Genomic DNA, 22,114 nt, shown 5'->3' on the forward strand with positions numbered 1-22,114 from the left:
GTAAAAGAGCGCTTAGAGACACCTTAGACTGTTATTGCATTTTAGTGAGTGGCTGCAAAATAAAAAACGAGCAATAAACTAAGGAAGGATAAAACCAGTAAGGGCTTGCCAACTCTGGATGAGACTAAATGCTCACTCGACTTGCATTACACAGAGGGCGATGCGATATGACGCCGTAAATCAGTTGCCTGCTTGTCACATTTTAATATGTCAGAATAGCGTACTACGGTGTTGCGACCATTGGCCTTAGCGGCATAGAGCGCCATGTCGGCTCGGTGGAATAATGGATCTAAACTCAGATCATCAGCCATTAAACCGCTCACACCAAAACTCGCCGTTATGACGAACTTATGCCCTGAATGTTGGGTATCAATGGCCTCGATACGAGCTCGACATTGCTCCGCCACTTCCATGCCTTTATCTTCATCGGCATAGGGTAATAAAATTGCAAACTCCTCACCGCCGATACGAGCAAAAACATCACCATTTCGGATATGGGATTTAAGGGAGTCAACCACCTTTTTAAGCGCCCAATCGCCAGTTCCATGACCAAAAGAATCGTTGATACGTTTGAAGAAATCTAAATCGAATAAAATGACACAGAAATCCCCGCTACGAGCCATGGCTTGCACAAAAAGGTTTTCTCCCAACTCTTGCCCTGCACCACGATTCAATATGCCTGTTAAGGCATCCATTCTCGCCATACGCATAAACTTACGTTTCTGCATCTGACCTACGGCTAACAAAATTCCAAGGAAGAACAGCCCACCCACTAGAATAGTGATAAACATCAGCATATTGGTGTATTCCCGCTCTTTTACCATTTGCTGAGAGATGTAAAGTTCACGCTCTTTATTGAGTAAATTGATTTCACGCGACTGTTCATCAGCATTAAACTTAGCCGCCTGATAAGCGAGGGTTTTCATTCTAGATTGATCAAAAATCAATTGATTATAATATTGTTCTTTTCTTGTGTATTCATAGGCTTGCTCAAATTGTTTATCCGCCGCCATCAGTTCGGCAAATACCTTATATGCAATATGCTTATGTTCGATGTAGCTATTATCATCGGGGAATGAAAGCACTTTAACGGCGTGACTTTTCGCTTGAACCTGCTCATCCATGGCAAAGTAATTCTCGGCAAGTAGTGCATGTACATGGCTAATTTCTAACTGAAATTGAAAAGCTTCATACCCTTTTAAAGCTAATAGCAGAATCGCTCTCGCGCCTAAAAAGTCGCCCCGCTCCTGCAAAACCATAGCTTTGCCTTTCATCGACATAGTCGCCAGAAGGGGGAATTGCTTCGCATCACAGTATTGACGGCTATCTTCGAAGGCATCGAAGGCGTCGGGATTTTTCACGCCGAGTAAATAAATAGCGCGCAACAATTTGGCATGACAAATATCGCGGACATCGGTTTCCTTTGCGAGTTGTAGCACCTTATTGGCATAAAGGCCCATATCGCTATAAGCGTCCATTTCGGAATAAATATTGGCAATTCTTAGATATGAGTGCCGTTTAATCGTGACATCATCAATATTCACCACTAGGGCTAATGCTTGAGCGACTGCAGCCAAGGCTTTGTCATAGTCACGCATACCTATATATACCGTGGCTTTGTAACTATAAACTGACGCCAATAAATCAGTATTTGTCACTAAGGTTTCGGCTTGGTGAAGATCATCTAACGCTTTAGTATATTCACCGATGAAAAAATAACCTATCGCTCTATCTATCCTCAGTCGTCCTTGTTGTATTGTAGTTAAACGACTGAATTCTTTCTCATATTCGGCAAGCTTTTTCTGCGCAGCACTAAGATCAGATTGCAGTAATACATCAAGCTCATTGAGTGCCTGATCAAAATCGAGAGAGTTAGCCATCAAAGCTGTCGAACACAAGGCGAAGATGGCTAATAGGGCACAACGTAACCGTTTCAAGATTAGTTAATTATTACCATGATTGACTAAAATAAATGTTTGATAATTTTGGTCGCCACTCAAAACTTTTAGTTTTGTCATATCCCCTGTCATTACAGCGCTAATTTCTTCATCAGTTAACCCATGGGCACGCATAACGGACTCAGGGTCCTGTTGATACGCTTCCATCAGTTGTGCATCTTGGCCTAACTGGGTAAAAAAATCCGATAATGCAGACATACCTTTCCTTATTTATATGATGACTCCCGAATTCAGCTCAGAAGTACAGCACTCACAATTAGCCTAAATCTTCAAGTCTAATGCTTAATTTAGTTAAAATAGCATAGTTGTATTCGAGTTTTTTTGCTGGCGGGATCAGTAAAGTACTGTTCGGAGACAAGTTTGCCTCGGGTAGCTTACTCAACGGCAAATACTCAATTCTAGGGGCTTGAACTGGCAGATTAGCAGCTTCGTAGATCACCACTTGATGATCTCGCGGATACCATTGATTCAGTTGTTCAACCAAAATCTGCAGCCTGTCACTCGTAGTATGGAACTGAGTTAAGGTGTGTTCACCAGCAATCGCAATTTGCCATAACAATAAATGGGTTGTCGGATCGGGCACATGATTAAAAAACATAAACTGGCTAGCTTCAAAGCTTTGATGCCCAGAGCTACCGGGGTCAATACCCAGATCAGCCCATAAACACGCCTCGGCAGAAATCCCCGGCTCCATCTTCGCTGAAAACCCTTCTGCCCTCGCCCGCGTAATCGCCATATGGGAAACACAGGCAAAGACTCCAGGATGACCATAGAGTGCACAAACGGTTTTTTTGCCAGCCCTCACCGCCTCCAATATAGAATTAACCATTTGTTCATAGGTTTCTCGGCGATTTTTAACTTCACCATTTTGTGCATAAAACGGCTGTAAATTAATGACATTGGGATTAATGTTCTGGATCCAACGCTGCGAAAAACCATCGGGCAAGAGTGAAAACACGACATCAGCGTGCTCAATATAACTACGACTCATCACACTGATCTGTCCGGCCAGTTGTAAACCTGTACCTACGCAAACTAAAGAGCCCAATGCATCTATCCCACTATTTTATTTCGAACACTGCAAACTTACGGCAAAAAAGCCACAGTACAAGAACACAATAAAAACATATCGGTAACTTTAATCTGATTTTAATGAGATTACTATGTTTATCGCCACACATACTGTCTATCGACTTACTAACTAATTGCTTGGCTTTAAAGAAGAAATCGCTCACATTTACTCTTTCCCAATCCAGCCAACAGTAAACCTGTACGGCTCTAGAAGCCGAAAATCATACTCTTAGCCCCATATGACTTTAGCGAATAAATATCCTTAAAGATTGAGAACTAAAGCCAACATACTGGGTCGAAAAGTCACACAATTCGATCTATGACGGTTGCAAAGCCCGATTGCCCTTGTCATGAGGGGGAATGCTTGGGTATTATGGCCGCCAGATTTTCAGAAGTAGCGCATACAATGATCAATAAAAAGCAAAGTCTTACCCTACTGGGCGCTGTGGCGCTCTCTGTTTCACTCAGTGCCTGTAGCGTATTCGATTGGTTGATTTATAAGCCTGACATTCCACAGGGCAACTACATGGAACCGCAACAAGTTGAAAAGTTGCGCATTGACATGACCAAAGAACAAGCCGAATACATTCTCGGCCGTCCGGTATTACGAGATAGTTTTGCTGACGATACTTGGTACTACGTGTATCACTACAAGAGTGGGCGTGATGCCAGCATTACGCATAAAGAACTCATACTGCACTTTACGGGCGATAAACTTACCTCAGTGAAAGGCGATTATGAACTGAGCAAAGAATTTAGTACGCCGCTAGAGCAAAGCAGCTTACCAACAGGTAATAAAACTGAGCTAGTGCCACAAATTCCAGCACAGCGCGCCGATGAAAAGCCATTAGTTAAAGAAAATCAAGCTGAAGCACAAGTTCAAAAACCAATTAAGTAATATCCTAAACTTTGCTTATGCTCTTCTCAGTCAATCAAATACAAAAAAGCGCCCAAGGGCGCTTTTTTATTGAGCAATGATGTCAATATTTAAGCCCGTCCGCCCGTCACTTTATTCGCGCGGCCTTCATCTTTAGCTTTATCTGCTCGGCGACGACGCACATCCTTAGGATCAGCAATCAAAGGACGATAAATCTCAACCCTTTGCCCCGGTAAAATCACTTGGTCATGCTTAACCACATTACTAAACACACCGAGCTTAACCGTCTCTAAATCGATCTCAGGAAAAAAACTCACTATGTTACTTAAACGCACCACCTCAATCGCCGACGTGCCGGGATTCACATTCACCGAAATCACTTTTTGCTGTGTAGGCAAGGCGTAAACCACATCAACTACAAACTTATCTGTCTCATTTGTCACTGTAAATCACCTTAGCGCGACTCGTAAATGCCGTCACCATTGATACCATAAGATCATTAAACACTTTACCAAAGGCCATATCGGCTAACGAACTTGAAAACTCAAAACTCAGCTCGAATTCTACCTTGCAGGCCTCTTCAGTCAGCTCAGTAAAACGCCACTGCCCCAATAAATGCTTAAAGGGCCCATTTTCTAATGTTAAATCAATACTCTTACCAGGAACCACTTGGTTGCGAGTCGTAAATGTCTTACGGATCCCCGCTTTACTCACATCAACAGATGCCAGCATAGTCTTACCATCAAATTCTAAGACTTTGCCACCCACACAACCGGGTAAAAATTCCTTATACGACTCGACATCATTCACTAAGTCATACATTTGCATCGCACTAAAACGGACTAACACACTTCGAGAAATTTGCGGCATAGGACTTAGTACTCTTCACTAACGTATTCACAGCGACCTAAGCAAACTCAAACGCACGAAAATAACGCACGTGCAATAAACAACTTAGGCCAGCAATCAAAATTTGCACGGATTTTATCACGATACGTAAAAAACGCACCCCTTGTGCACTTAGGCTGATACTTAACACCCTAATCACGTTCAAAAAACCAGCAACAACACGATAGAGGCTTGAAATTAACTAAATAAACCCTTATATCAATACCAAATTGATTCACCGTGCGTATAATGGCGCCACTATGGTAAAGAAAAATTCAAGCAAAGCCGCGCCTGCGACTATCGCACGTAATAAGCGCGCAACCTTCGAATACCGTTTCGAAGAGAAAATGGAAGCCGGCCTATCCCTTATGGGATGGGAAGTGAAATCTATCCGTATGGGTAAGGTCAACTTGTCCGACTGTTACGTATTCCTGAAAAATGGCGAAGCCTTTATGCATGGCTGCACCATTATTCCCTTGAATACGGCATCGACACACGTTGTCTGCGATCCCCTACGTTTGAAAAAACTGCTACTCAGCCGTAAAGAGCTAGATAAACTAGCGGGCTTAGTTGAGCGCCAAGGCTACTCTATTATTCCTATCTCAATGTACTGGCGTAAAGGTGCATGGGTAAAAGTGGAAATTGGCCTAGGTAAAGGTAAGAAAGATCACGATAAGCGCGAAGATACTAAAGCGCGTGAATGGGAAGTTGAAAAAGCCCGCGTGATGAAAAAAGAAAAAACGCACGGATAATGAACAAACGATTGAACTTGAAGCAAATGATGCTAGGTAATCATAGTGCTACGGGTTACAATCAAATTCTTGGGGGCGATTCTGGATTCGACAGGATTCACGAAACCCTGGGAGCATGCCGAGGGGCGGTTGGCCTCGTAAAAAGCCGCACAGTTATAGTTGCAAACGACGATAACTACGCTCTAGCAGCTTAGGCTAGCTAGCCATCTGACACAGGTCTCTCAAATGGGCGGTGTATACAGATGGTCATCTTACATTTGATAGCGAGGGAACTCCGTCCGGGGGTGAACCGCGAAATAGTACCGGACTCGCCCGATGAAATCCTGTCTTTCGGAGTTTATTCGGGTTAATTAAAAGAGAGACTAAGCATGTAGTGCCTTGGATGTAGGTGTTCTGGACGCGGGTTCAAGTCCCGCCGCCTCCACCAATTTTACCAGAAGGGCTTAACCGTAAGGTTAAGCCCTTTTTGTTTGAACTTTCATGCGATTACTTATTTCGAGCTATCGATTCAAATGCGGCGGCGGGAACTGAACTGGCATCAATAAATGAATCATGTCACTTGATCTAATCTCTATTAGATTCAGCCATTCAGACGCCGCACCTAAAAACCTACCTTTTCCCCTTTCCACCCAAAGCCCGTTTCTTCGCTCTTTGCTTCTGAGCCGCTTTGCCGTTACGTCTAGGTTCAGTATCCATCTTATTAAAGTCGGGTTCGAAGCCTAGTAACCATTGTTGTGGTAGACGCTTGTCGAGCACAACTTCAACTTCTTCCAATAATAGGGCGTCCTCTTGACTAAAGAGGGTGATGGCAAGCCCTGCACTACCCGCTCGACCTGTGCGACCAATACGATGAATATAATCTTCGGCAATAAAGGGTAGCTCAAAGTTGATCACATATTTTAGCTCGACGATATCTAAGCCTCTGGCGGCGACATCCGTTGCCACTAGCACTTGAATCTTACCTTGTTTAAATTCCTGCAAAACTTTCTCGCGCGCGCCTTGGGACAAGTCACCGTGAAACGCCTGAGTAATAATATCGGCTTTATTGAGCTGCTGAACCAGTTTATCGACACCTTGCTTGGTGCGGTTAAAAATCAGCACTTGATGCCAGTTTTTACTGCGTACCAGATGGCTGACGAGTTCGGTTTTACGGTCGGCGTCGACGGCATAAACCACTTGTTCAATTTCGGCAGCGGTCGTGTTGCGCTTGGCAACTTCAATCAACTTGGGATCGCGCAGTAAAGCTTTACTTAAGCTGAAGATAGCGGCATCTAAAGTGGCAGAAAATAACAGGGTTTGTCTGTCACTCGGTACTTGCTTGAGCACGGCTTGAATTTCATCCATAAACCCCATGTCGAGCATACGGTCAGCTTCATCGAAAACAAGCACACTCAATTGCTTAAGATTTAATGCACCTTGCCTAAGGTGGTCAAGTAAGCGGCCCGGTGTTGCGATTAACACATCAATCCCTGCATTAAACACGGCAACCTGCGCATCGATACTCACGCCGCCGTAGGCGATGCCGATACGAATATCAGTCCCTTTAGCGTACTTAACAAAACTCTGCTGCACCTGCACAGCCAGCTCACGTGTCGGCACTAAGACTAATGCGCGTATGGGTCTCACAGCCGTTAACTCTTGCGTAGGGCTGAGTGTCATCAAATGATGCAAGATAGGCAAGGCGAACGCAGCGGTTTTGCCTGTACCCGTTTGGGCGCCAGCCATAACATCACGTTTAGCTAAGATGGCAGGGATCGCTTCTAACTGGATAGGCGTTGGCGATTCATAGCCAAGAGCCGCTAAGGTATTCACTAACGTGGAGTTTAAGGGTAAGGCACTAAAAGACATTGCGGTTAACCACTGAAAATAATGGCCAGAATTTTAGCAGACACAACCCTAAGCGACTAGCGACATAGCGTTAGTCCTATTGTTATATGCAAACTTGTTTTACGATAAAAATGCGTCGAGATCTGCAGCTAGTTGCGGACGACTAAAAAGATAACCTTGGGCTTGATCGCACTGGTTTTGTTGCAGAAAATCAGCTTGCTCTTTAGTTTCAACCCCTTCGGCGATAATTTCCAGCTTCAACGCATGTCCAAGCGCAATCACAGCCTTAGCGATAGCGGTATTGTTGGTATCGAAGGGAATGTCCCGCACAAAAGATTGATCAATTTTCAATTTATGAATAGGCAGTTTTTTCAAATAGTTGAGCGATGAATAGCCAGTACCAAAATCATCAACCGATAATTCGATACCCAGATCGCCAAGTCGCTTTAAGTCACGGATAGCAAGATCAGGATTCTGCATCATCACACTTTCGGTCACTTCAAGCTCTAAATGCTTTGCGGGCAAACCCGTTTCAGCTAAGACACGTTTCACATCATCCACAAAGGAACTGCGCTGTAACTGTTGTCCTGCCACGTTCACCGCAATGCGGCCAAAATGTTTGCCTTCACCAAGCCAACGCATGCCTTGACGACAGGCGGTTTCTAACACCCATAAGCCAATTTCATGGATAAGACCAATTTTTTCCGCCACGGGTATAAATACCGCAGGCGAAATCAACCCCAGTTGAGGATCGTGCCAACGCAGTAATGCTTCAAATCCAACGGTTTGTCGAGTCACTAAATCGAGTTTTGGCTGGTACATTAAGTACAAAGCATTTTGCTCAATCGCGCCATAGAGGGCACTTTGCAGCTTAAGATGCTCAAAAGATTGTTGAGTTAAGGACTCAGTATAAAAAGCATAATTATTGCGGCCATCATTTTTGGCACGATACATGGCCGCATCGGCGTTACGCAGTAAAGTGTCCGCATCGGTTCCATCATTTGGATACAAAGAAACGCCCATACTCGCCGTTAAACGTAAGTGGTCGCCCGTGCTCACAATAAAAGGTTGCTCAAACACTTGGCGCAATTGATTTATGGCAACTGCGGCATCGGCACTATTGTCAATCCCTGAAATCAATGCCACAAACTCATCGCCACCAATCCGTGATAACACATCCTGATCGCCTACTTGGCTGCGTAAACGCTTGGCAAGCTCAACTAACATTTCATCGCCTATACTGTGGCCAAAACTGTCGTTGATATGCTTGAACAGATCGACATCAATCATCACAGTCGCTAATTGCAAATTCAGCCGCTTAGCTTGTCGCACTTCTTGCTTAAGCTGCATCATGAACTTCATGCGATTGGGCAAATGCGTTAGCGGGTCAAAATACGCTAAGTGCGTGAGTTGCGCTTCATTCTCTTTCTGGGCTGAAATATCGGCAAACACAGCGACAAAATAACGTACATCTCCAACGTCATCATAAATAGTGCTTATGGTGATATTTTGCGGAAAAATCGTGCCATTTTTACGCCGATTCCAAATTTCACCGTTCCATTTACCTTGAGTAAACAAGGTATTCCAGAGTTTATCGAAAAAATCTTTATCATGCCGACCCGAACTAAAAATCCGAGGATTCTGGCCAAGTAACTCTTCCCTCACATAACCTGTGATCTCAAAAAATGCACCGTTAACGTCGGTAATATTGCCATGCCGGTCGGTCACAACCACACCTTCAACCGAGTTTTTAAACACATTTGTCGCCAGTGTCAGCTGTTCTTCAACTGCTTTATGCTTGGAAATGTTGCGAGTCATACCGATAACGCCCACGAGCTCACCCTGGGCATTGAGCGTTGGGAGTTTTAGCGTTTCTAGCCAAAGATGATTTTTAGCTTCACTGCCATCTAAACACTCAGCGACAATGATAGGCGTACCAGACTCGATAGCGAGCCTATCACCCTCTAGAAAAATCTCTGCAATATCAGCACCAAAGAGTTCAACATCGGATTTACCAACAATCTCACTACGGGGCATTTCCCACGCATTCTCAACACTACGATTGCAAAGAGTGTAAATGCCTGCGGCATTTTTCATCCAAATATGTTCGTCAAAACTATCGATAAAAGTTTGTAAATCGACCGTATCGACACGACTCGGTGAACCTCGGCTTAATGCTTCAGCCGCATTATGTTGGCTCAATATCTCGCCTAACTGGTGTTGAATGCTATCGCTGATAAGCTTAGCGAGTTGTAGCGTTTTTGAATCTACGCCGTGAGCCTTGTTATGATAGAAGCATAAAAAGCCAAAATTAGCCCCAGATGGCCAAGCGAGAGACAAACAAATCACGCTGCCGATTGCGCTACAAGTGTGCCAATCTGAGTGCTGCCGAGTATCCATAATTAACAGAGGCTCACGTACCTGTTCAGTTAGCTGTGATACAGATAATGCAGCCGTGATTTGATGACTGCCTAATCGGGGCAATGCTGAAATTGGCTCACTCAAGCTGGACAACTTAGCATTGCTTAGAGGGGAAATAGTAGGTTTATCAATAACATCAAAGGGATTTGAAACGATTTCTGATGGTGTGAGCATTGAGGGCATCACAACGGACTGGCTTATAGCAGGCTGGGGGTTAGCCAAATGATTGCCACTTAAGTGGCTGAGTATTGCCTGTATTTCACTTTCAGCCGCAGAGTCTGAACTTAACATGCTGCTAAGTTCACCCGCAGCATTCCATGCTAATAACATTGCTTTACTGCTTGATATCTCAGCGACTAAATTTAAGTCACTCAACCAGTTATCCAGCTGTTGCTGCGTAATAGGTACATCTATCATCATCTTGCCAACTCAGATCTCGTTACTGCTCAATCGGCCTATGGCGAGAATACCGTAAGACCTTAAACACATGCCCAATATTGCTACAGAGGGAAAACGTTAACCAAGCAGTAAAATCTCATAAAATTTTACGTTTAACATCAAATCAATACATCTCAATTGGCACTAAGGTTGGATCTAAAACTTACTCCATCATATCCACCTTTTAGGGTGGTAGAGGTCAAACCATCAAAATTCACACTAACTTACTCACACTCAGCAGACTGCTTGCACGGGTAAATCCAACTAACATTGCATTTGCTACTTTAGCACAAAATTTTAGTGTCAGTATCGCGATAAGTTTATTGAGTAACAATTAGTTAGACTTAATCAATTAAGTCTTCCCCCGATAATTCAGCACTTTCTTAGCGAGAGAAAACCATCCCTAAAGACATATATCAGCAATAACAGAATTTTGATTGACAAAAATGCTATCTTATTGTCTACAATGGAAATAATAAGGCTGAAAAACCAAGGATATTTATGCCCACTGACGTCGTATCAAGCCAAGCTACCCTGCTCAACAGTAAACAATTATATCGCATTTGCGAACTCGACCAATTAAGCACAGATTGCCAATCGACAGCAGAACTCACACCTCTCAATGACATTGTCGGCCAAGAACGCGCCCAGCAAGCGGTAGAGTTTGCAATGGGAATTAAAGAAAAGGGTTACAACATCTACGCCATAGGTCAGAACGGCCTCGGCAAACGGACCATGATGCTGCGTTACCTAAGCCGTCACGAGCCAAACGACCATACCCTGTACGATTGGTGCTATGTGGTTAATTTCGATGATACCCGTTGCCCTAAAGTGCTGAAACTGAGCGCAGGGACTGGACTTGAATTTAAAAAAGCCGTCGAAAAGTTGATGCTTAAACTTGTCAAAGCTATGCCTTTAGCCTTTGATAATGAAATGTATTATGCCCGCACCGAAAAGCTCAAAAGCCAATTATCACAGAAGCAAGAAGTCGCACTCACTGAATTAACCGAAGAAGCGAAACAAAAAGGCATCAGCCTCAGTTTAACCATGCAGGGCGACTATCAAATGGTAGCGCTCAATGGTGAAGAACCCCATGACGAAGCTTCATTCGAAGCATTGACTGAGACTGAACGTAGTCAATTTGAAAGTAATATCAATGGCCTAGAAGTTAAACTGCGCGGTATTATTCGCCAAATCACTGAATGGGAAGAAGAATTCAGCGACAAGCAGCAAGAGCACGACGAACAAGTCGCCAAAGAAGTATTAATCCATTTTATTAAGCCACTCAAAGATAAGTTCAAGCACCAGCCCGAAGCGCGGACTTTCTTAACCGGTATGCAGGCGGATATCTTAGACAATTTAGATATCTTTTTAGAAGAAAGTGAAGAACAACTGGGCCTAGCCTACGCTTCCCTTGAAAAGAAAATGCCCCGCCGCTACCAAGTTAACGTTTTGGTCGCTCAAGGGACTCAAAAATTCCCTATTGTCGTAGAAGAAAGCCCAAGTTATCACAGCCTATTTGGCTATGTGGAAAATGCCACCTTCAGGGGGACAGTGTTCACCGACTTCTCACTTATCCGCTCTGGCAGTCTGCACAAAGCTAACGGCGGCGTGTTATTGATGGATGCGGTAAAAGTGTTAGAACGCCCTTACGTGTGGGACGGGTTAAAACGCGCCCTGCGTTCACGCAAACTCGATTTAAGTTCGCTGGAGCGGGAAGTGTCACTGTCGGGCACGATTTCATTGGCGCCTGAGCCTATCCCCTTAGATGTGAAAATTATTCTGTTTGGCGATCACGAAACTTATCAGCTGTTACAGCACTATGATCCTGACTTCAGTGAGTTATTCCGCGTTACCGCCGATTTTGAAGATGTGATGGACAGAACCTCAACTTCTGAGGCGCACTATGCCCGCTTTATTTCGAGCATAGTTCACGACAACAACATGCTACATTGCGACCGTGCGGCTATAGCACGCATCATCGAATACAGCTCGCGGGAGGCCGAAGATCAACAAAAACTGTCGCTACACTCGGCGAATATTGCCAACCTGCTGCGGGAATCAAACTACTGCGCTAAATCTTCGGGCAGTCAGCAAATTTTAGTATCGCACGTTGAGCAAGCACTGCGAAATCAGGAGCAAAGAGTCTCGCGTCTGCACGACAACATAATGCAAAGCTTTACCAACGGCACGACCTTGATTAGCACTCAGGGCAAAGTGGTTGGGCAAATCAATGCCTTATCCGTCATCTCGACCTCAGATCATCAGTTTGGTATGCCCAATCGCATCACAGCAACCACTGCGTTTGGTAAGGGTGAAGTGATGGATATCGAGCACAGAGTCAAACTTGGAGGCCGGATCCATTCTAAGGGCGTGTTGATCTTAACCGCTTATTTAGCCTCAGTTTTAGGTAAGACGGCGCAAATCCCGCTCACCACTTACCTCACCTTTGAGCAATCATACAGCGGAGTGGACGGTGACAGCGCATCGATGGCCGAATGCTGCGCCATTATCTCGGCTATTAGCGAGCAAGCAATTAGGCAAGATATTGCCATCACAGGTTCGATGAACCAATTTGGTGAGGCTCAGCCCATTGGCGGCGTGAATGAAAAAATTGAAGGCTTCTTCGATGTCTGCAAAATAAAAGGCCGTACGCCGGAGCAAGGGGTGATTATTCCAGCCTCGAACATGGCCAACCTTATGCTGCGCAAAGACATTGTCGATGCAGTGGCACAGGGGGAATTCCATATTTGGGCTATTACCCATGTGACTCAAGCAATGGAATTACTGCTCGGTAAAACCGCGGGCAGTTTGCCGCAAACGGCCACACCTAGCCAAGGGCAATATTCTCCCGAGAGCATTTTCGGGATCGCTCAGCAAAAACTCACCGCACTCAGATCCTTAGTTAAAGCGGATTAAATAAAAACGAGAGAGACAAACGAAAAGGGTTAGCACATGCTAACCCTTTCTTTATAAAGCTATTAAGCGAAATTACACTAAGCTTGCTAGCATTTCGTCGCTGTAAGGAACAAGTTCAACGCCATCACGCACGCGAGCAACATAGTCAGGGTTAGCAATGAATGGACGACCGATAGCAATCAAATCAAACTTATTCGCCGCAATCGCTTCACTGGCGGTTTCAGCGCTGTAGCTTCCAACTCCCACTAAGGTTTTGCCATAGTGTGCGCGCACATAGCTTGAAGCTCTGCCACCAAGATAATCGAATTCCATGCTGTCATCGAAAATCCCAATATGCACAAAAGCGATATCGCGGGATTCCAGCTCAGGCAAGAAGTAATCGAACACTTCGCGGTCACGACTATCTGCCGCCATATTGAAATAAGCCCCTGGAGAAATCCGTAAACCGGTTCTGTCTTTGCCGATACGAGCCACAACAGCATCGACAACCTCAAGCGCAAAACGGGACATATTGGCAGGTGTTCCACCGTATTCATCGGTGCGGCGATTGCTGTCATGGTGTAAGAAAGTATCAATTAAATAACCATTTGCACCGTGGATTTCGACGCCATCGAACCCAGCTTCAATGGCATTTTCCGCCGCTTTGGCGTAATCACGCACTAGGCCTTGAATATCCTCAAGTGTGGCAGGTTTTGGTGTGACATAAGTCAGTTCGCGCATTCTTGGCACGCTGCCTTCAATTTTCTGCGCTGATGCCGCAAGCACATCGCCACCACCGAAAAAGTGTGGATGAGCGACGCGGCCCGTATGCCATAACTGCACAAAAATCTTACCGCCATTGGCATGTACCGCATCGGTCACTTTACGCCAGCCAGCAATTTGCGCTTGAGTAAAAATACCAGGGGTATTTGGGTAACCTTGAGCATCGGGACGAATAATCGTCGCCTCTGTGATGATCAAACCCGCTTCAGCGCGGCGTGCATAATAGGCAACCATATCATCGGTCGGCACTAAATCGGCATCCGCCATACAACGGGTTAAAGGTGCCATTAAGATACGATTATTTAAGGTAATAGTGTCATTAAGTAAGTAGGTATCGAACAGATTTACCAATGAATTTGGCGTGGTTTGTGTGGTCATTTTCTCAGTTCCATTCTTGAATATGCATTCAAGATATTATTATTTGAACGATCATTCAAGTTCATTTTTGAATGTTTGTTCAAATTTAGGTAGAATCTGGCCTGAGCGTTTCTATACAAGTGAATTAAATTCGATGCGTAATGCAGAGTTCGACCGAGAACAGGTACTTCGCGGCGCTATGGCCGCCTTCATGCACAAGGGTTACACCAAAACGAGCATGCAAGATCTTACTCAAGCCACGGGATTACATCCGGGGTCGATTTACTGTGCCTTCACCAATAAACGCGGGTTATTAATCGCGGCCATTGAGCAATATCAACTCGACAGAAACGAGCAATTCAACAATCTATTCGGCAATGGCGAGAATGTGCTGACTAATTTGAAAACCTACTTAGATCATCTCGTTATTGAATGTCTGAGTTGCGATAGCGCCCAAGCTTGCTTACTGACAAAAGCGTTAAATGAAATTGCAGAGCAAGATGTTGAGATCCGAGACATCATCAATCAGTATCTACAATCTTGGCAGCAAGCACTCACACTACAATTTGCCACCGCAACGTTACAAGGACTCCTCCAAGGCGATCGCAGCAGCGAGCAAAGAGCCCAATATTTAATGATGGGAATTTATGGTTTAAGAACCTTCGCCCACACCCATCCTAATGCCGAAACCTTACAGTATCTTGCAGACCAATTGCTGGTAGAAGTCTGCCATTAAAGTGCGTTAATTTGTGGGACAGTAAATATCTGAATGACTAACCGAATATGATTAAGCGAACAAGCGCTAACATTAATAGAAATAGATGGATTGAATAGAGTTTTTGCAGAAAATGTCGGGACGATAATTTAGCAAAGCGAATTATTCGTCCCAAGAATGACGATTAGTTTAAAATGTTAACCTATATTAGCTTGAGCAAACACTCGCTCGCCTAATGAATTCAATATCTTACACTCACCTTCAAGTACAGCAATGATAGATTTTCCCTTGCGGAAACTTGCAGGTATCATCACACGCCCAGCTTCACTCACTGGCAAATTACCTAATACGGCGTTGTGCATAATTAACCCTACGGGCGCATCATAATATAAAACAGTTACAGTCGCTTGATTTGCTTGCATCACATTTAACTCACATTAAGCAGCATCTACTGCGTTATATTTACGTCGCAAGAGAGCTCCCTGTCCTCAACATTTTAAAATATCCAGAAAGATATTTTAAACATTTTAAATCAATTACTTAAGGTCTTATTCAAATTTTATGATTTTTTATTGGATACAATACTGTCTTCTACTGTACACCTTGGGCTATTTAAGCACTTCGGCAAAAAGATGCCAATCTATTTCTATTATGTTAATCAATTACCCACTATCGATCACATATAAGACACAAATAAAGATGCGTTTTTATGCATTTTTTAGAGTAAACAACCTAAATTTGAGTTATCAGTAATCTACTTAGCTTTAAATCCCACTCGAAATCCGCCCCAATGTTTACCGTTTACAAAAATGGGCACAGACAAGTCGTGCATCACTTCGCCCGTATCGCGTTTATAAGTTTGCAATAGCACAGGTTCAGTATGGGCGCCGCAACGGATCCCTGTAGGATCATTAAACAAGCGTTTGGTTCGATTGTGCACCATATCAACCTCAACTTTGCCTGTCAGTGCTTGGCTAAAGCGTTTATTATGGGTCGGAAAATAACCTTTCCTATCAACGGCTCCCGCATAAATAATTTCGCTGTGTTTTGCCAGAATGGGCTCTTGAATCGTTGGAAAATGCTGATCGGTATAACGATCGAAAGCCGTGCTGTATTTCTGCGGCTGAGTATTGGTAATAAGTTGGTATTTAGGATTAAACAAATCCGCCTCGCTAAAACTGCCACTGGCTAAACCTTGTGCTAACTTGTCACCGCACGCTTTAGCGGCAACATTCGCCAATTGCAGAACCTGCTGATCGAAGGTTTGTGTATCCCATTTAGACAGCGCTTTAAAAATACCCTCAGTGGTCAAGGATAAAGTAAAGGCCTGCTCGGATACGCTATGACTCTGTTTACCCGTCGAATTTAACGAGTCACGAATTTGAGTCACCGAGCGGCTAATGTCGTTAGTAGTGTTGTTATATTGTTTGAGTGAATCTTCCATATCACCTAAGGCATGGGCCGATTGGGTCACAGAAGCCGAAATCTCAGTGAAGTGCGCGTCTAACTCGCCCATGGCGGCGACCACATCGGCGGTTTGCGTCACGACTCGCTCCATCAGCCCAGAAGTTTTATCCGTTTCGCTGCGGATTTCTAATAACATCTTGCCGATATCTTGGGTCGCACCTGCGGTTTTACCCGCAAGGCTGCGTACTTCGTCAGCCACTACCGCAAAACCTCGACCCTGCTCTCCCGCACGAGCCGCTTCGATGGCCGCATTTAACGCCAAAAGATTCGTTTGTTCGGCAACGGAGTTAATCACTTCGGTAATTTTTTGGATTTCTTCGGCTCTTGATTTAAGCGCCTGCACTTGCTCAGCGGCAGTATCAATATCCGTACTCAGTGAACGAATAGCCGCAACACCTTTCTGAGCTTGACTTCGTCCCTGCACGCTAACGCGCTCAGCCTCTTGAGCTTGGCCTAAAATATCGGCGGCATTATCGCCAAGTTGGGCCGTAGTGTGACTCAATTGCCCTGCAGCAACCGCAATGGCACTGGCATGCTCGCCATTTGATTCAATTGATTTATTCAATAAATCAATAAAATGCGACACCTCAGCCGAACCGATAGCCATTTTACTGGTTTGCACACTAATGTCGTGGGCGGGAATGCTTTGCTCTTGTAATGCCTTAATGTTTGCCTCATCGGTGTCGAGCTTAGCCTTAGATGCGCGCAAACACACCCACACCACTAAGCCACAGGCAAGAACGCCCAAGATCAACGCCTGCACAATACTCGGAAGATGCAGTCCCTCAAGTAATAAACTCCCCAGAGTGACCAGCGTGAAACTGATGAAAATTAAAATTTTGTGCTGTATTTCCATATACTTCCCGTAACTGCGCAAGGTAAAAATGAAAGGGAAATGCTAAGAGTCGAATCATTAGCCTTCGTTCAGCTGCTATCAATTACAGCGGCTATTGCTTACAACTGACGAGGGAGGGCTAACTATGATAGCGCTCAAGATTTATAGTTTTAGTCTATTTCTCTGAATAAGCTAGATAATTTATCTCGCTAAATAAACAAAGTAGAAGTTAGCTATCATCAACAGTCTCACGAGCGTATGGCATTAGACATTAGTATTAATCTATCGCGATATAGTCCTAGCCTATCTAAAAGCGGATCTTCCTTGATAAAACCAACTTTGCCCTGAAATGCGTGCACCGTCGCCTTCTAGGTAATAAATCACATAGGGACGACTGCACTTATGCCAAGAAAACTGCTAATATCGGCGCAATTTTTTTGAGCTAACGAGATCAAGATGGGCAGAGCATATCAAAACAAGAAAGAATCCATGGCGAAAACAGCCGGTCAAAAAACCCGCATTTATTCACGCTACGGTAAAGAGATTTACGTTGTCGCTAAGCAAGGCGGCGTTGAGCCCGATGGAAACTTATCACTGCGTCGCTTAATTGAACGCGCTAAGAAAGACCAAGTGCCCGCGCATGTTATTGAACGCGCAATTGAAAAAGCCAAAGGCGGCGGTGGTGAAGATTACGATACCGCCCGTTACGAAGGTTTTGGTCCTGGCAACTGCATGGTCATTGTTGACTGCTTAACCGATAACGTAAAACGTACCTTCACCGAAGTGCGTCAAGCCTTCGTGAAAAACGATGCCAAACTCGGCGGCCCTGGTACAGTTGGCCACATGTTTGATCATCAAGCCGTGTTCGTGTTTGCGGGTGATGACGAAGATGCGATTTTAGAACTGCTGATGATGGCTGACGTTGATGTAAGCGATGTTGAGCTGGAAGATGGCTTAATCACAGTTTACGCGCCGCACACTGAGTACTTTAAAGTCAAAACTGCGCTGACCGAAGCGATGCCAGATGTTAACTTTGAATTTGACAATATCACCTTCGTACCGCAGGACATGACTAAAGTTGAAGGTGAAGATGTCGTTATGTTTGAAAAGTTTATTGCCGCACTTGAAGATTGTGACGACGTACAAAACGTCTATCACAATGCGGAAATTGATGACTAGACGTTTCTTTCGCCTGAAACAAAAACGCAGCCAAGAGCTGCGTTTTTTATTTATAGATCAAAATATTAAGCTTCAATAAAGCAACCATGAAATCCTAGTGGCAATACTCTGTTCATTTGAGCCGAAGCGATGGGGCCCGCACTGATATCACTGGCACGAAACAAAGACAAACCAGACTGTGCATTATGGTAATCGAGCCAAGTCATCAGTAAATAGGCTTCGTGCTGCTCAGTGGCGGGGATATAGAGCGGCTCTTCGGCAATTTTGCCTTTGCCAAGATAAAACGCGCTATAGCTCGCGTAGCCAAGTGTATCCACACTGTGCTTGCTGCTGTCTTTTGCATTATGAATACAATACAGAGTGTTACTTAGCCCTGATTCAGATTCGGCTTCTGCTTGATATTTAAAGTTAGAGCTGGAGCTAGAGTTAACAGCTGAATCTGATCTTGCTCCAACGCCAAATAACGGGACAAACGCCGAAGCCCCGCCTGTTTTCTCTGCAAACGCTTTTTCACCGCTAGTTTGTTTTTTACCCATAATGTGCTGCGAAAACTGGGGGAACTCCATCATCACGCCGCTGCGGTTAATACGTGCAGAGGAAGACAAGGTCTCCGCAAACTGCGCTTTGCTAGTTGCTGTAAGTGCTACTGTGAGCGGTACTGTGAGCGGTACTGTGAGCGGTACTGTGAGCGATACTGTGAGCGGTACAGTGATAGTCACTAACTCTGCATGAGGTGTCTTAGTTTTACGCTCCCCCGTCAGTAACCCCTTCATCCCTTGGGTTAAAATAGCTGAATTGGGATAGAGGCAAAGCTGCACAGAAAGTTCGTCATTCCTCTCAATGGCTTGACCAAAGTGAAACACAAATCCTGCAGGTAGCCGGTGTAACTGGCGCACGCTAAAATCGGCTTTGTCAATAACCAGTAATTGCGATGGCAATTCGGGGCACCATTTAAAAGCATCAATATAAGTTTCGCCCTCTTCATACACGCAGGATGAAATGTAAAACACCAGCTTATTCTCACTCTGCGCGAAGGCATGTAAGTAACTCGCCTGTGGTAATTCAATCACTTCCATTCTGGCTATGCTGTCATCGGGCGCCACTTGATACACAAGTAATTGCTTCTCACCACCGACATACCAGACGCCAAAATTCCATAGTCCACCTTGTCCGTCATCGAGCGGGTGAGCAGAAAAGGGCAAGCCCTTAAACTTGTCACCAAAGCTTTTCACGCCAAGCGTGGTTAAGGTCTGGGCATCAAGTCGATAGGGTGAACCCGCCTCCCATAAAGCGAGCAACTCGCCGTAGCGCGGCAATAAACTGGTATTGGCCACATTCAAGTCATCGTTATTTCGAATAGGTAAAGCATTGGGGATCACTGTGCCTGCGGTCGTGTACTTAAACGCGCCAGCGGCCTCTTCCACTTTAAACTTCTTTGTTTGGATAAACTTAGCCTGATGCTGAATTTGCCCATTGCTCACACTAAACTGTTGCACCATGCCATCGCCATCGAACCAATGCTGATATGCCTTACCTGCCCGAGACATTTTCGCTGGCCCATTACGATATAGATTCCCACTCAACTGCGCTGGCCACTCACCCGAAACCTGCATAGTGAGTGGCGGATAGTCGCCTTCAGCACCACTAAATCCAATCGCCCAAGGCTCACGTGCGACCTTTTGTGCGCTATCCAGCGCCAATAACTTATCCACTGAACTGGCCCAAACAGCGGTCGTCATTAGGACGGCTGAGCCTGCTAGAAATTGACGTCTATCCATGGTGCAGCCCCCCTCTTAGCGAATGTGTATAGTGATTTGAGCATCGGCCTGCAAACTAAAGCTGGCGTCTTTAAAGCTCGCAGGTCCAAAACTGCCGGCGTTATTGCTAAAGCCATAGCCTTCACTCGGCACACCTAACATATTGGTATCTAAACTGTGATTGTTGTTTTCATCATGAAAGACCTTTACCGCGTATTGGCCATCGGCGAGATCGCTAAATACCAGCCTATGCTCTGTCTTAGTGACGGGTTTTATCATAGAAGCGCTAGGATTATGGCCTGCAGCGTAATCCTCGGCATTGGCATAAAGCTCAACCATCAAGGCGCCGGTTTGTACTTGAATATTATCGATATCGACAGTCAAGGTATGTGCCTGAATCCCTGTGGAAATGCTCGCTGCAGACAAGAGCAAGCAAGCTAAGCCTGCGCCCCAAATCGCTGATAACGCCCTTTTCGTCTTATTAGCTTGGGAAAACTGTGTTTTTGTCATAGCCGAGTTCACGTGTTTCATGTCTTACTCCTGTTATTTGCGCTCATAAGTAACTGCGATGGAGTTAGCTTAAAAAATCACAAGACGAAAAACAGGTGCCAAAAGTCATGAAACAAAATGATAACAACATGACTTTTGGCATAGTGACATCTGGCGGTGATACCCTAGAATGGTCGGCAGAATTGGATTAAGGAATAGACATTCGTGCTAGAAAATCGATTAACGAAAGAAGAAAACATGTTGATTGCCGCTGGAGTGCTCACTTGGGCATTAGTCGCTTGGGTTGGGATAAACCAAGCCGCATTACATACATGGCAAGGCATGCTCAATGTAACACTTTATGGGCTGTATTTAGTGCAATTTATACTGATAGCTACCGATAAAGTTGCGCATAATAATATTCAACTTCGCCGCATAACCACGCTAGTGATGCCGTTGACCGTGATGAGCTTAATGCTCACAGCAAACAACGCATTACTGCCTATCCTCTTCGTCATTTGGGCGTCACTGTTGCCTGAGTTTTTTAGTCGTCGCCAAGCCATTTCACAGCTAGTGTTGGTCAATGTTGTTTATTACCTACTGCAGCAATGGCAATTGCATGAACAAAGCAATGTGTTCAATATTTTGATTTATCTTGGTTTTCAATTCTTTGCCTACAGCAGTAGCCAAGCAAGGCTTTCTGAACGTAAATCACGTTTGATACAAGAACAGCTAAACCAACAGCTTATTGCCACTCGCGCGCTGCTGAGCCAAGCCAGCGAACAGCAAGAAAGATTAAGGATATCACGCGATTTGCACGACATTCTCGGCCACCAACTCACAGCGCTTTCCCTGCAATTGGAAGTACTAAGCCATACAGCGCCCGAGGAGCTCAAACCTCAAGTCAATCAAAGTAAATCCTTAGCTAAACAGCTACTTGAAAGTATTCGCGCCGTCGTCAGGGCTCAAAGAGTGCAAGTGGGATTGGATTTAGTCCCACCTTTAGAGGCACTGATGACCCGCTTACCCAGCGTGACTCTTCACTGCAAAGGGATGAAGCCACTGCAATCAGCCGAACTGACTCAGGCACTACTGTTAGTGCTGCAAGAAGGCATCAGCAACGCCGTACGTCACGGCAAGGCGAATCAACTGCAACTGAGCATGGAAGACTCCCAAAGCGCACTGGTATTACAACTGAGCGACAACGGCGTTGGGCTAACACGGGGAGCTGCGCGAAACGCATCAGCTAAAAGCGGCACTGGACAGTTCGGTACTGGGCTCGGCGGCATGCAGGAAAGGCTACAACCCTTTAATGGCACCTTGGAGTTAAGGGCAAATGACTCGGCGTCCGGTTGCCAACTCACCCTCACACTCCCAGCACTCGCTTAACTTTTTATTAAAA

General features: G+C 44.9%; 18 protein-coding genes and 1 other RNA gene. 7 read left to right on the forward strand and 12 right to left on the reverse strand.

Features of this window, described 5'->3' with window-relative positions:
* Nucleotides 1-146 precede the first annotated feature (146 nt).
* The 3 genes from HQQ92_RS13590 to HQQ92_RS13600 form a co-directional block, all read right to left on the reverse strand.
* Nucleotides 147-1,880, reverse strand: coding sequence for a GGDEF domain-containing protein (locus HQQ92_RS13590; protein WP_173248670.1), 1,734 nt, complete (start codon nt 1,878-1,880; stop codon nt 147-149).
* 63 nt (nt 1,881-1,943) lie between these two features.
* Nucleotides 1,944-2,156 carry a hypothetical protein gene (locus HQQ92_RS13595; protein ID WP_173246043.1) on the reverse strand — a complete coding sequence of 71 codons (213 nt, stop codon included), beginning with the start codon at nt 2,154-2,156 and terminating at the stop codon, nt 1,944-1,946.
* A 58-nt stretch (nt 2,157-2,214) separates the two neighbouring features.
* Nucleotides 2,215-3,006, reverse strand: a complete 792-nt coding sequence (locus HQQ92_RS13600) for an SAM-dependent methyltransferase (protein WP_173246046.1) — start codon at nt 3,004-3,006, stop codon at nt 2,215-2,217.
* A gap of 429 nt (nt 3,007-3,435) precedes the next feature.
* On the opposite strand from HQQ92_RS13600, the gene HQQ92_RS13605 reads away from it, so the two are divergent.
* Nucleotides 3,436-3,927 carry an outer membrane protein assembly factor BamE gene (locus HQQ92_RS13605; protein ID WP_028760727.1) on the forward strand — a complete coding sequence of 164 codons (492 nt, stop codon included), beginning with the start codon at nt 3,436-3,438 and terminating at the stop codon, nt 3,925-3,927.
* 89 nt (nt 3,928-4,016) lie between these two features.
* Here HQQ92_RS13605 and HQQ92_RS13610 read toward each other — a convergent pair whose 3' ends face one another.
* Both HQQ92_RS13610 and HQQ92_RS13615 read right to left on the reverse strand, forming a co-directional pair.
* Nucleotides 4,017-4,349: an RnfH family protein gene (locus tag HQQ92_RS13610; protein ID WP_106651167.1), complete on the reverse strand. Its 333-nt coding sequence runs from the start codon at nt 4,347-4,349 to the stop codon at nt 4,017-4,019.
* The gene (locus tag HQQ92_RS13615; RefSeq protein WP_028760728.1) at nt 4,339-4,776 is read right to left on the reverse strand and encodes a type II toxin-antitoxin system RatA family toxin; all 438 of its coding nucleotides are present in this window, start codon (nt 4,774-4,776) and stop codon (nt 4,339-4,341) included. The genes HQQ92_RS13610 and HQQ92_RS13615 overlap by 11 nt, the downstream gene beginning before the upstream one ends.
* Nucleotides 4,777-5,054: 278 nt before the next feature.
* Between HQQ92_RS13615 and smpB the strand changes: the two genes are divergently transcribed.
* Nucleotides 5,055-5,546: an SsrA-binding protein SmpB gene (gene smpB, locus HQQ92_RS13620; RefSeq protein WP_006080832.1), complete on the forward strand. Its 492-nt coding sequence runs from the start codon at nt 5,055-5,057 to the stop codon at nt 5,544-5,546.
* Nucleotides 5,547-5,617: 71 nt separating this feature from the next.
* Nucleotides 5,618-5,973: a transfer-messenger RNA gene (gene ssrA, locus HQQ92_RS13625) on the forward strand.
* Between the two features lie 182 nt (nt 5,974-6,155).
* Here the strand turns inward: ssrA and HQQ92_RS13630 are convergent.
* Both HQQ92_RS13630 and HQQ92_RS13635 read right to left on the reverse strand, forming a co-directional pair.
* Nucleotides 6,156-7,394 (reverse strand): DEAD/DEAH box helicase, encoded by a 1,239-nt coding sequence (locus HQQ92_RS13630; RefSeq protein ID WP_173246050.1) that lies wholly within the window; start codon nt 7,392-7,394, stop codon nt 6,156-6,158.
* A gap of 99 nt (nt 7,395-7,493) precedes the next feature.
* The gene (locus tag HQQ92_RS13635) at nt 7,494-10,214 is read right to left on the reverse strand and encodes a bifunctional diguanylate cyclase/phosphodiesterase (RefSeq protein WP_254306330.1); all 2,721 of its coding nucleotides are present in this window, start codon (nt 10,212-10,214) and stop codon (nt 7,494-7,496) included.
* A 519-nt stretch (nt 10,215-10,733) separates the two neighbouring features.
* On the opposite strand from HQQ92_RS13635, the gene HQQ92_RS13640 reads away from it, so the two are divergent.
* Nucleotides 10,734-13,151 (forward strand): Lon protease family protein, encoded by a 2,418-nt coding sequence (locus HQQ92_RS13640; RefSeq protein WP_173246053.1) that lies wholly within the window; start codon nt 10,734-10,736, stop codon nt 13,149-13,151.
* A gap of 72 nt (nt 13,152-13,223) precedes the next feature.
* Here the strand turns inward: HQQ92_RS13640 and HQQ92_RS13645 are convergent, their stop codons facing one another.
* Complete coding sequence (locus HQQ92_RS13645) at nt 13,224-14,291, reverse strand: alkene reductase (protein WP_173246056.1); 1,068 nt, start codon at nt 14,289-14,291, stop codon at nt 13,224-13,226.
* A 133-nt stretch (nt 14,292-14,424) separates the two neighbouring features.
* On the opposite strand from HQQ92_RS13645, the gene HQQ92_RS13650 reads away from it, so the two are divergent.
* Nucleotides 14,425-15,006, forward strand: coding sequence for a TetR/AcrR family transcriptional regulator (locus HQQ92_RS13650; RefSeq protein WP_173246058.1), 582 nt, complete (start codon nt 14,425-14,427; stop codon nt 15,004-15,006).
* A gap of 176 nt (nt 15,007-15,182) precedes the next feature.
* On the opposite strand, the gene HQQ92_RS13655 is transcribed toward HQQ92_RS13650, so the two are convergent.
* Nucleotides 15,183-15,407 carry a TIGR02922 family protein gene (locus tag HQQ92_RS13655; protein ID WP_028760777.1) on the reverse strand — a complete coding sequence of 75 codons (225 nt, stop codon included), beginning with the start codon at nt 15,405-15,407 and terminating at the stop codon, nt 15,183-15,185.
* Between the two features lie 332 nt (nt 15,408-15,739).
* Nucleotides 15,740-17,308: a methyl-accepting chemotaxis protein gene (locus HQQ92_RS13660; RefSeq protein WP_173246061.1), complete on the reverse strand. Its 1,569-nt coding sequence runs from the start codon at nt 17,306-17,308 to the stop codon at nt 15,740-15,742.
* Between the two features lie 435 nt (nt 17,309-17,743).
* Between HQQ92_RS13660 and HQQ92_RS13665 the strand changes: the two genes are divergently transcribed.
* On the forward strand, nt 17,744-18,466 hold the full coding sequence (locus tag HQQ92_RS13665) for a YebC/PmpR family DNA-binding transcriptional regulator (protein WP_105249827.1): 723 nt from the start codon (nt 17,744-17,746) through the stop codon (nt 18,464-18,466).
* A gap of 65 nt (nt 18,467-18,531) precedes the next feature.
* Here HQQ92_RS13665 and HQQ92_RS13670 read toward each other — a convergent pair whose 3' ends face one another.
* Nucleotides 18,532-20,244: a carotenoid oxygenase family protein gene (locus HQQ92_RS13670; protein WP_173246064.1), complete on the reverse strand. Its 1,713-nt coding sequence runs from the start codon at nt 20,242-20,244 to the stop codon at nt 18,532-18,534.
* Between the two features lie 15 nt (nt 20,245-20,259).
* Nucleotides 20,260-20,754 (reverse strand): DUF2141 domain-containing protein, encoded by a 495-nt coding sequence (locus HQQ92_RS13675; RefSeq protein ID WP_028760781.1) that lies wholly within the window; start codon nt 20,752-20,754, stop codon nt 20,260-20,262.
* 183 nt (nt 20,755-20,937) lie between these two features.
* Between HQQ92_RS13675 and HQQ92_RS13680 the strand changes: the two genes are divergently transcribed.
* Nucleotides 20,938-22,101: a histidine kinase gene (locus HQQ92_RS13680; RefSeq protein WP_173246067.1), complete on the forward strand. Its 1,164-nt coding sequence runs from the start codon at nt 20,938-20,940 to the stop codon at nt 22,099-22,101.
* The last annotated feature ends 13 nt before the right edge of the window (nt 22,102-22,114 follow it).

This window comes from Shewanella sp. DC2-4, from assembly GCF_013248875.1.
Taxonomy (GTDB): Bacteria; Pseudomonadota; Gammaproteobacteria; order Enterobacterales; family Shewanellaceae; genus Shewanella; species Shewanella oncorhynchi.

Bases quoted from the DNA above. Each gene is read 5' to 3' on its own strand.
- HQQ92_RS13590 (WP_173248670.1), bottom strand. From the start codon at position 1,880: ATGGCTAACTCTCTCGATTTTGATCAGGCACTCAATGAGCTTGATGTA.
- HQQ92_RS13595 (WP_173246043.1), bottom strand. From the start codon at position 2,156: ATGTCTGCATTATCGGATTTTTTTACCCAGTTAGGCCAAGATGCACAA.
- HQQ92_RS13605 (WP_028760727.1), top strand. From the start codon at position 3,436: ATGATCAATAAAAAGCAAAGTCTTACCCTACTGGGCGCTGTGGCGCTC.
- HQQ92_RS13615 (WP_028760728.1), bottom strand. From the start codon at position 4,776: ATGCCGCAAATTTCTCGAAGTGTGTTAGTCCGTTTTAGTGCGATGCAA.
- smpB (WP_006080832.1), top strand. From the start codon at position 5,055: ATGGTAAAGAAAAATTCAAGCAAAGCCGCGCCTGCGACTATCGCACGT.
- HQQ92_RS13630 (WP_173246050.1), bottom strand. From the start codon at position 7,394: ATGTCTTTTAGTGCCTTACCCTTAAACTCCACGTTAGTGAATACCTTA.
- HQQ92_RS13635 (WP_254306330.1), bottom strand. From the start codon at position 10,214: ATGATGATAGATGTACCTATTACGCAGCAACAGCTGGATAACTGGTTG.
- HQQ92_RS13640 (WP_173246053.1), top strand. From the start codon at position 10,734: ATGCCCACTGACGTCGTATCAAGCCAAGCTACCCTGCTCAACAGTAAA.
- HQQ92_RS13645 (WP_173246056.1), bottom strand. From the start codon at position 14,291: ATGACCACACAAACCACGCCAAATTCATTGGTAAATCTGTTCGATACC.
- HQQ92_RS13650 (WP_173246058.1), top strand. From the start codon at position 14,425: ATGCGTAATGCAGAGTTCGACCGAGAACAGGTACTTCGCGGCGCTATG.
- HQQ92_RS13655 (WP_028760777.1), bottom strand. From the start codon at position 15,407: ATGCAAGCAAATCAAGCGACTGTAACTGTTTTATATTATGATGCGCCC.
- HQQ92_RS13660 (WP_173246061.1), bottom strand. From the start codon at position 17,308: ATGGAAATACAGCACAAAATTTTAATTTTCATCAGTTTCACGCTGGTC.
- HQQ92_RS13665 (WP_105249827.1), top strand. From the start codon at position 17,744: ATGGGCAGAGCATATCAAAACAAGAAAGAATCCATGGCGAAAACAGCC.
- HQQ92_RS13670 (WP_173246064.1), bottom strand. From the start codon at position 20,244: ATGGATAGACGTCAATTTCTAGCAGGCTCAGCCGTCCTAATGACGACC.
- HQQ92_RS13675 (WP_028760781.1), bottom strand. From the start codon at position 20,754: ATGAAACACGTGAACTCGGCTATGACAAAAACACAGTTTTCCCAAGCT.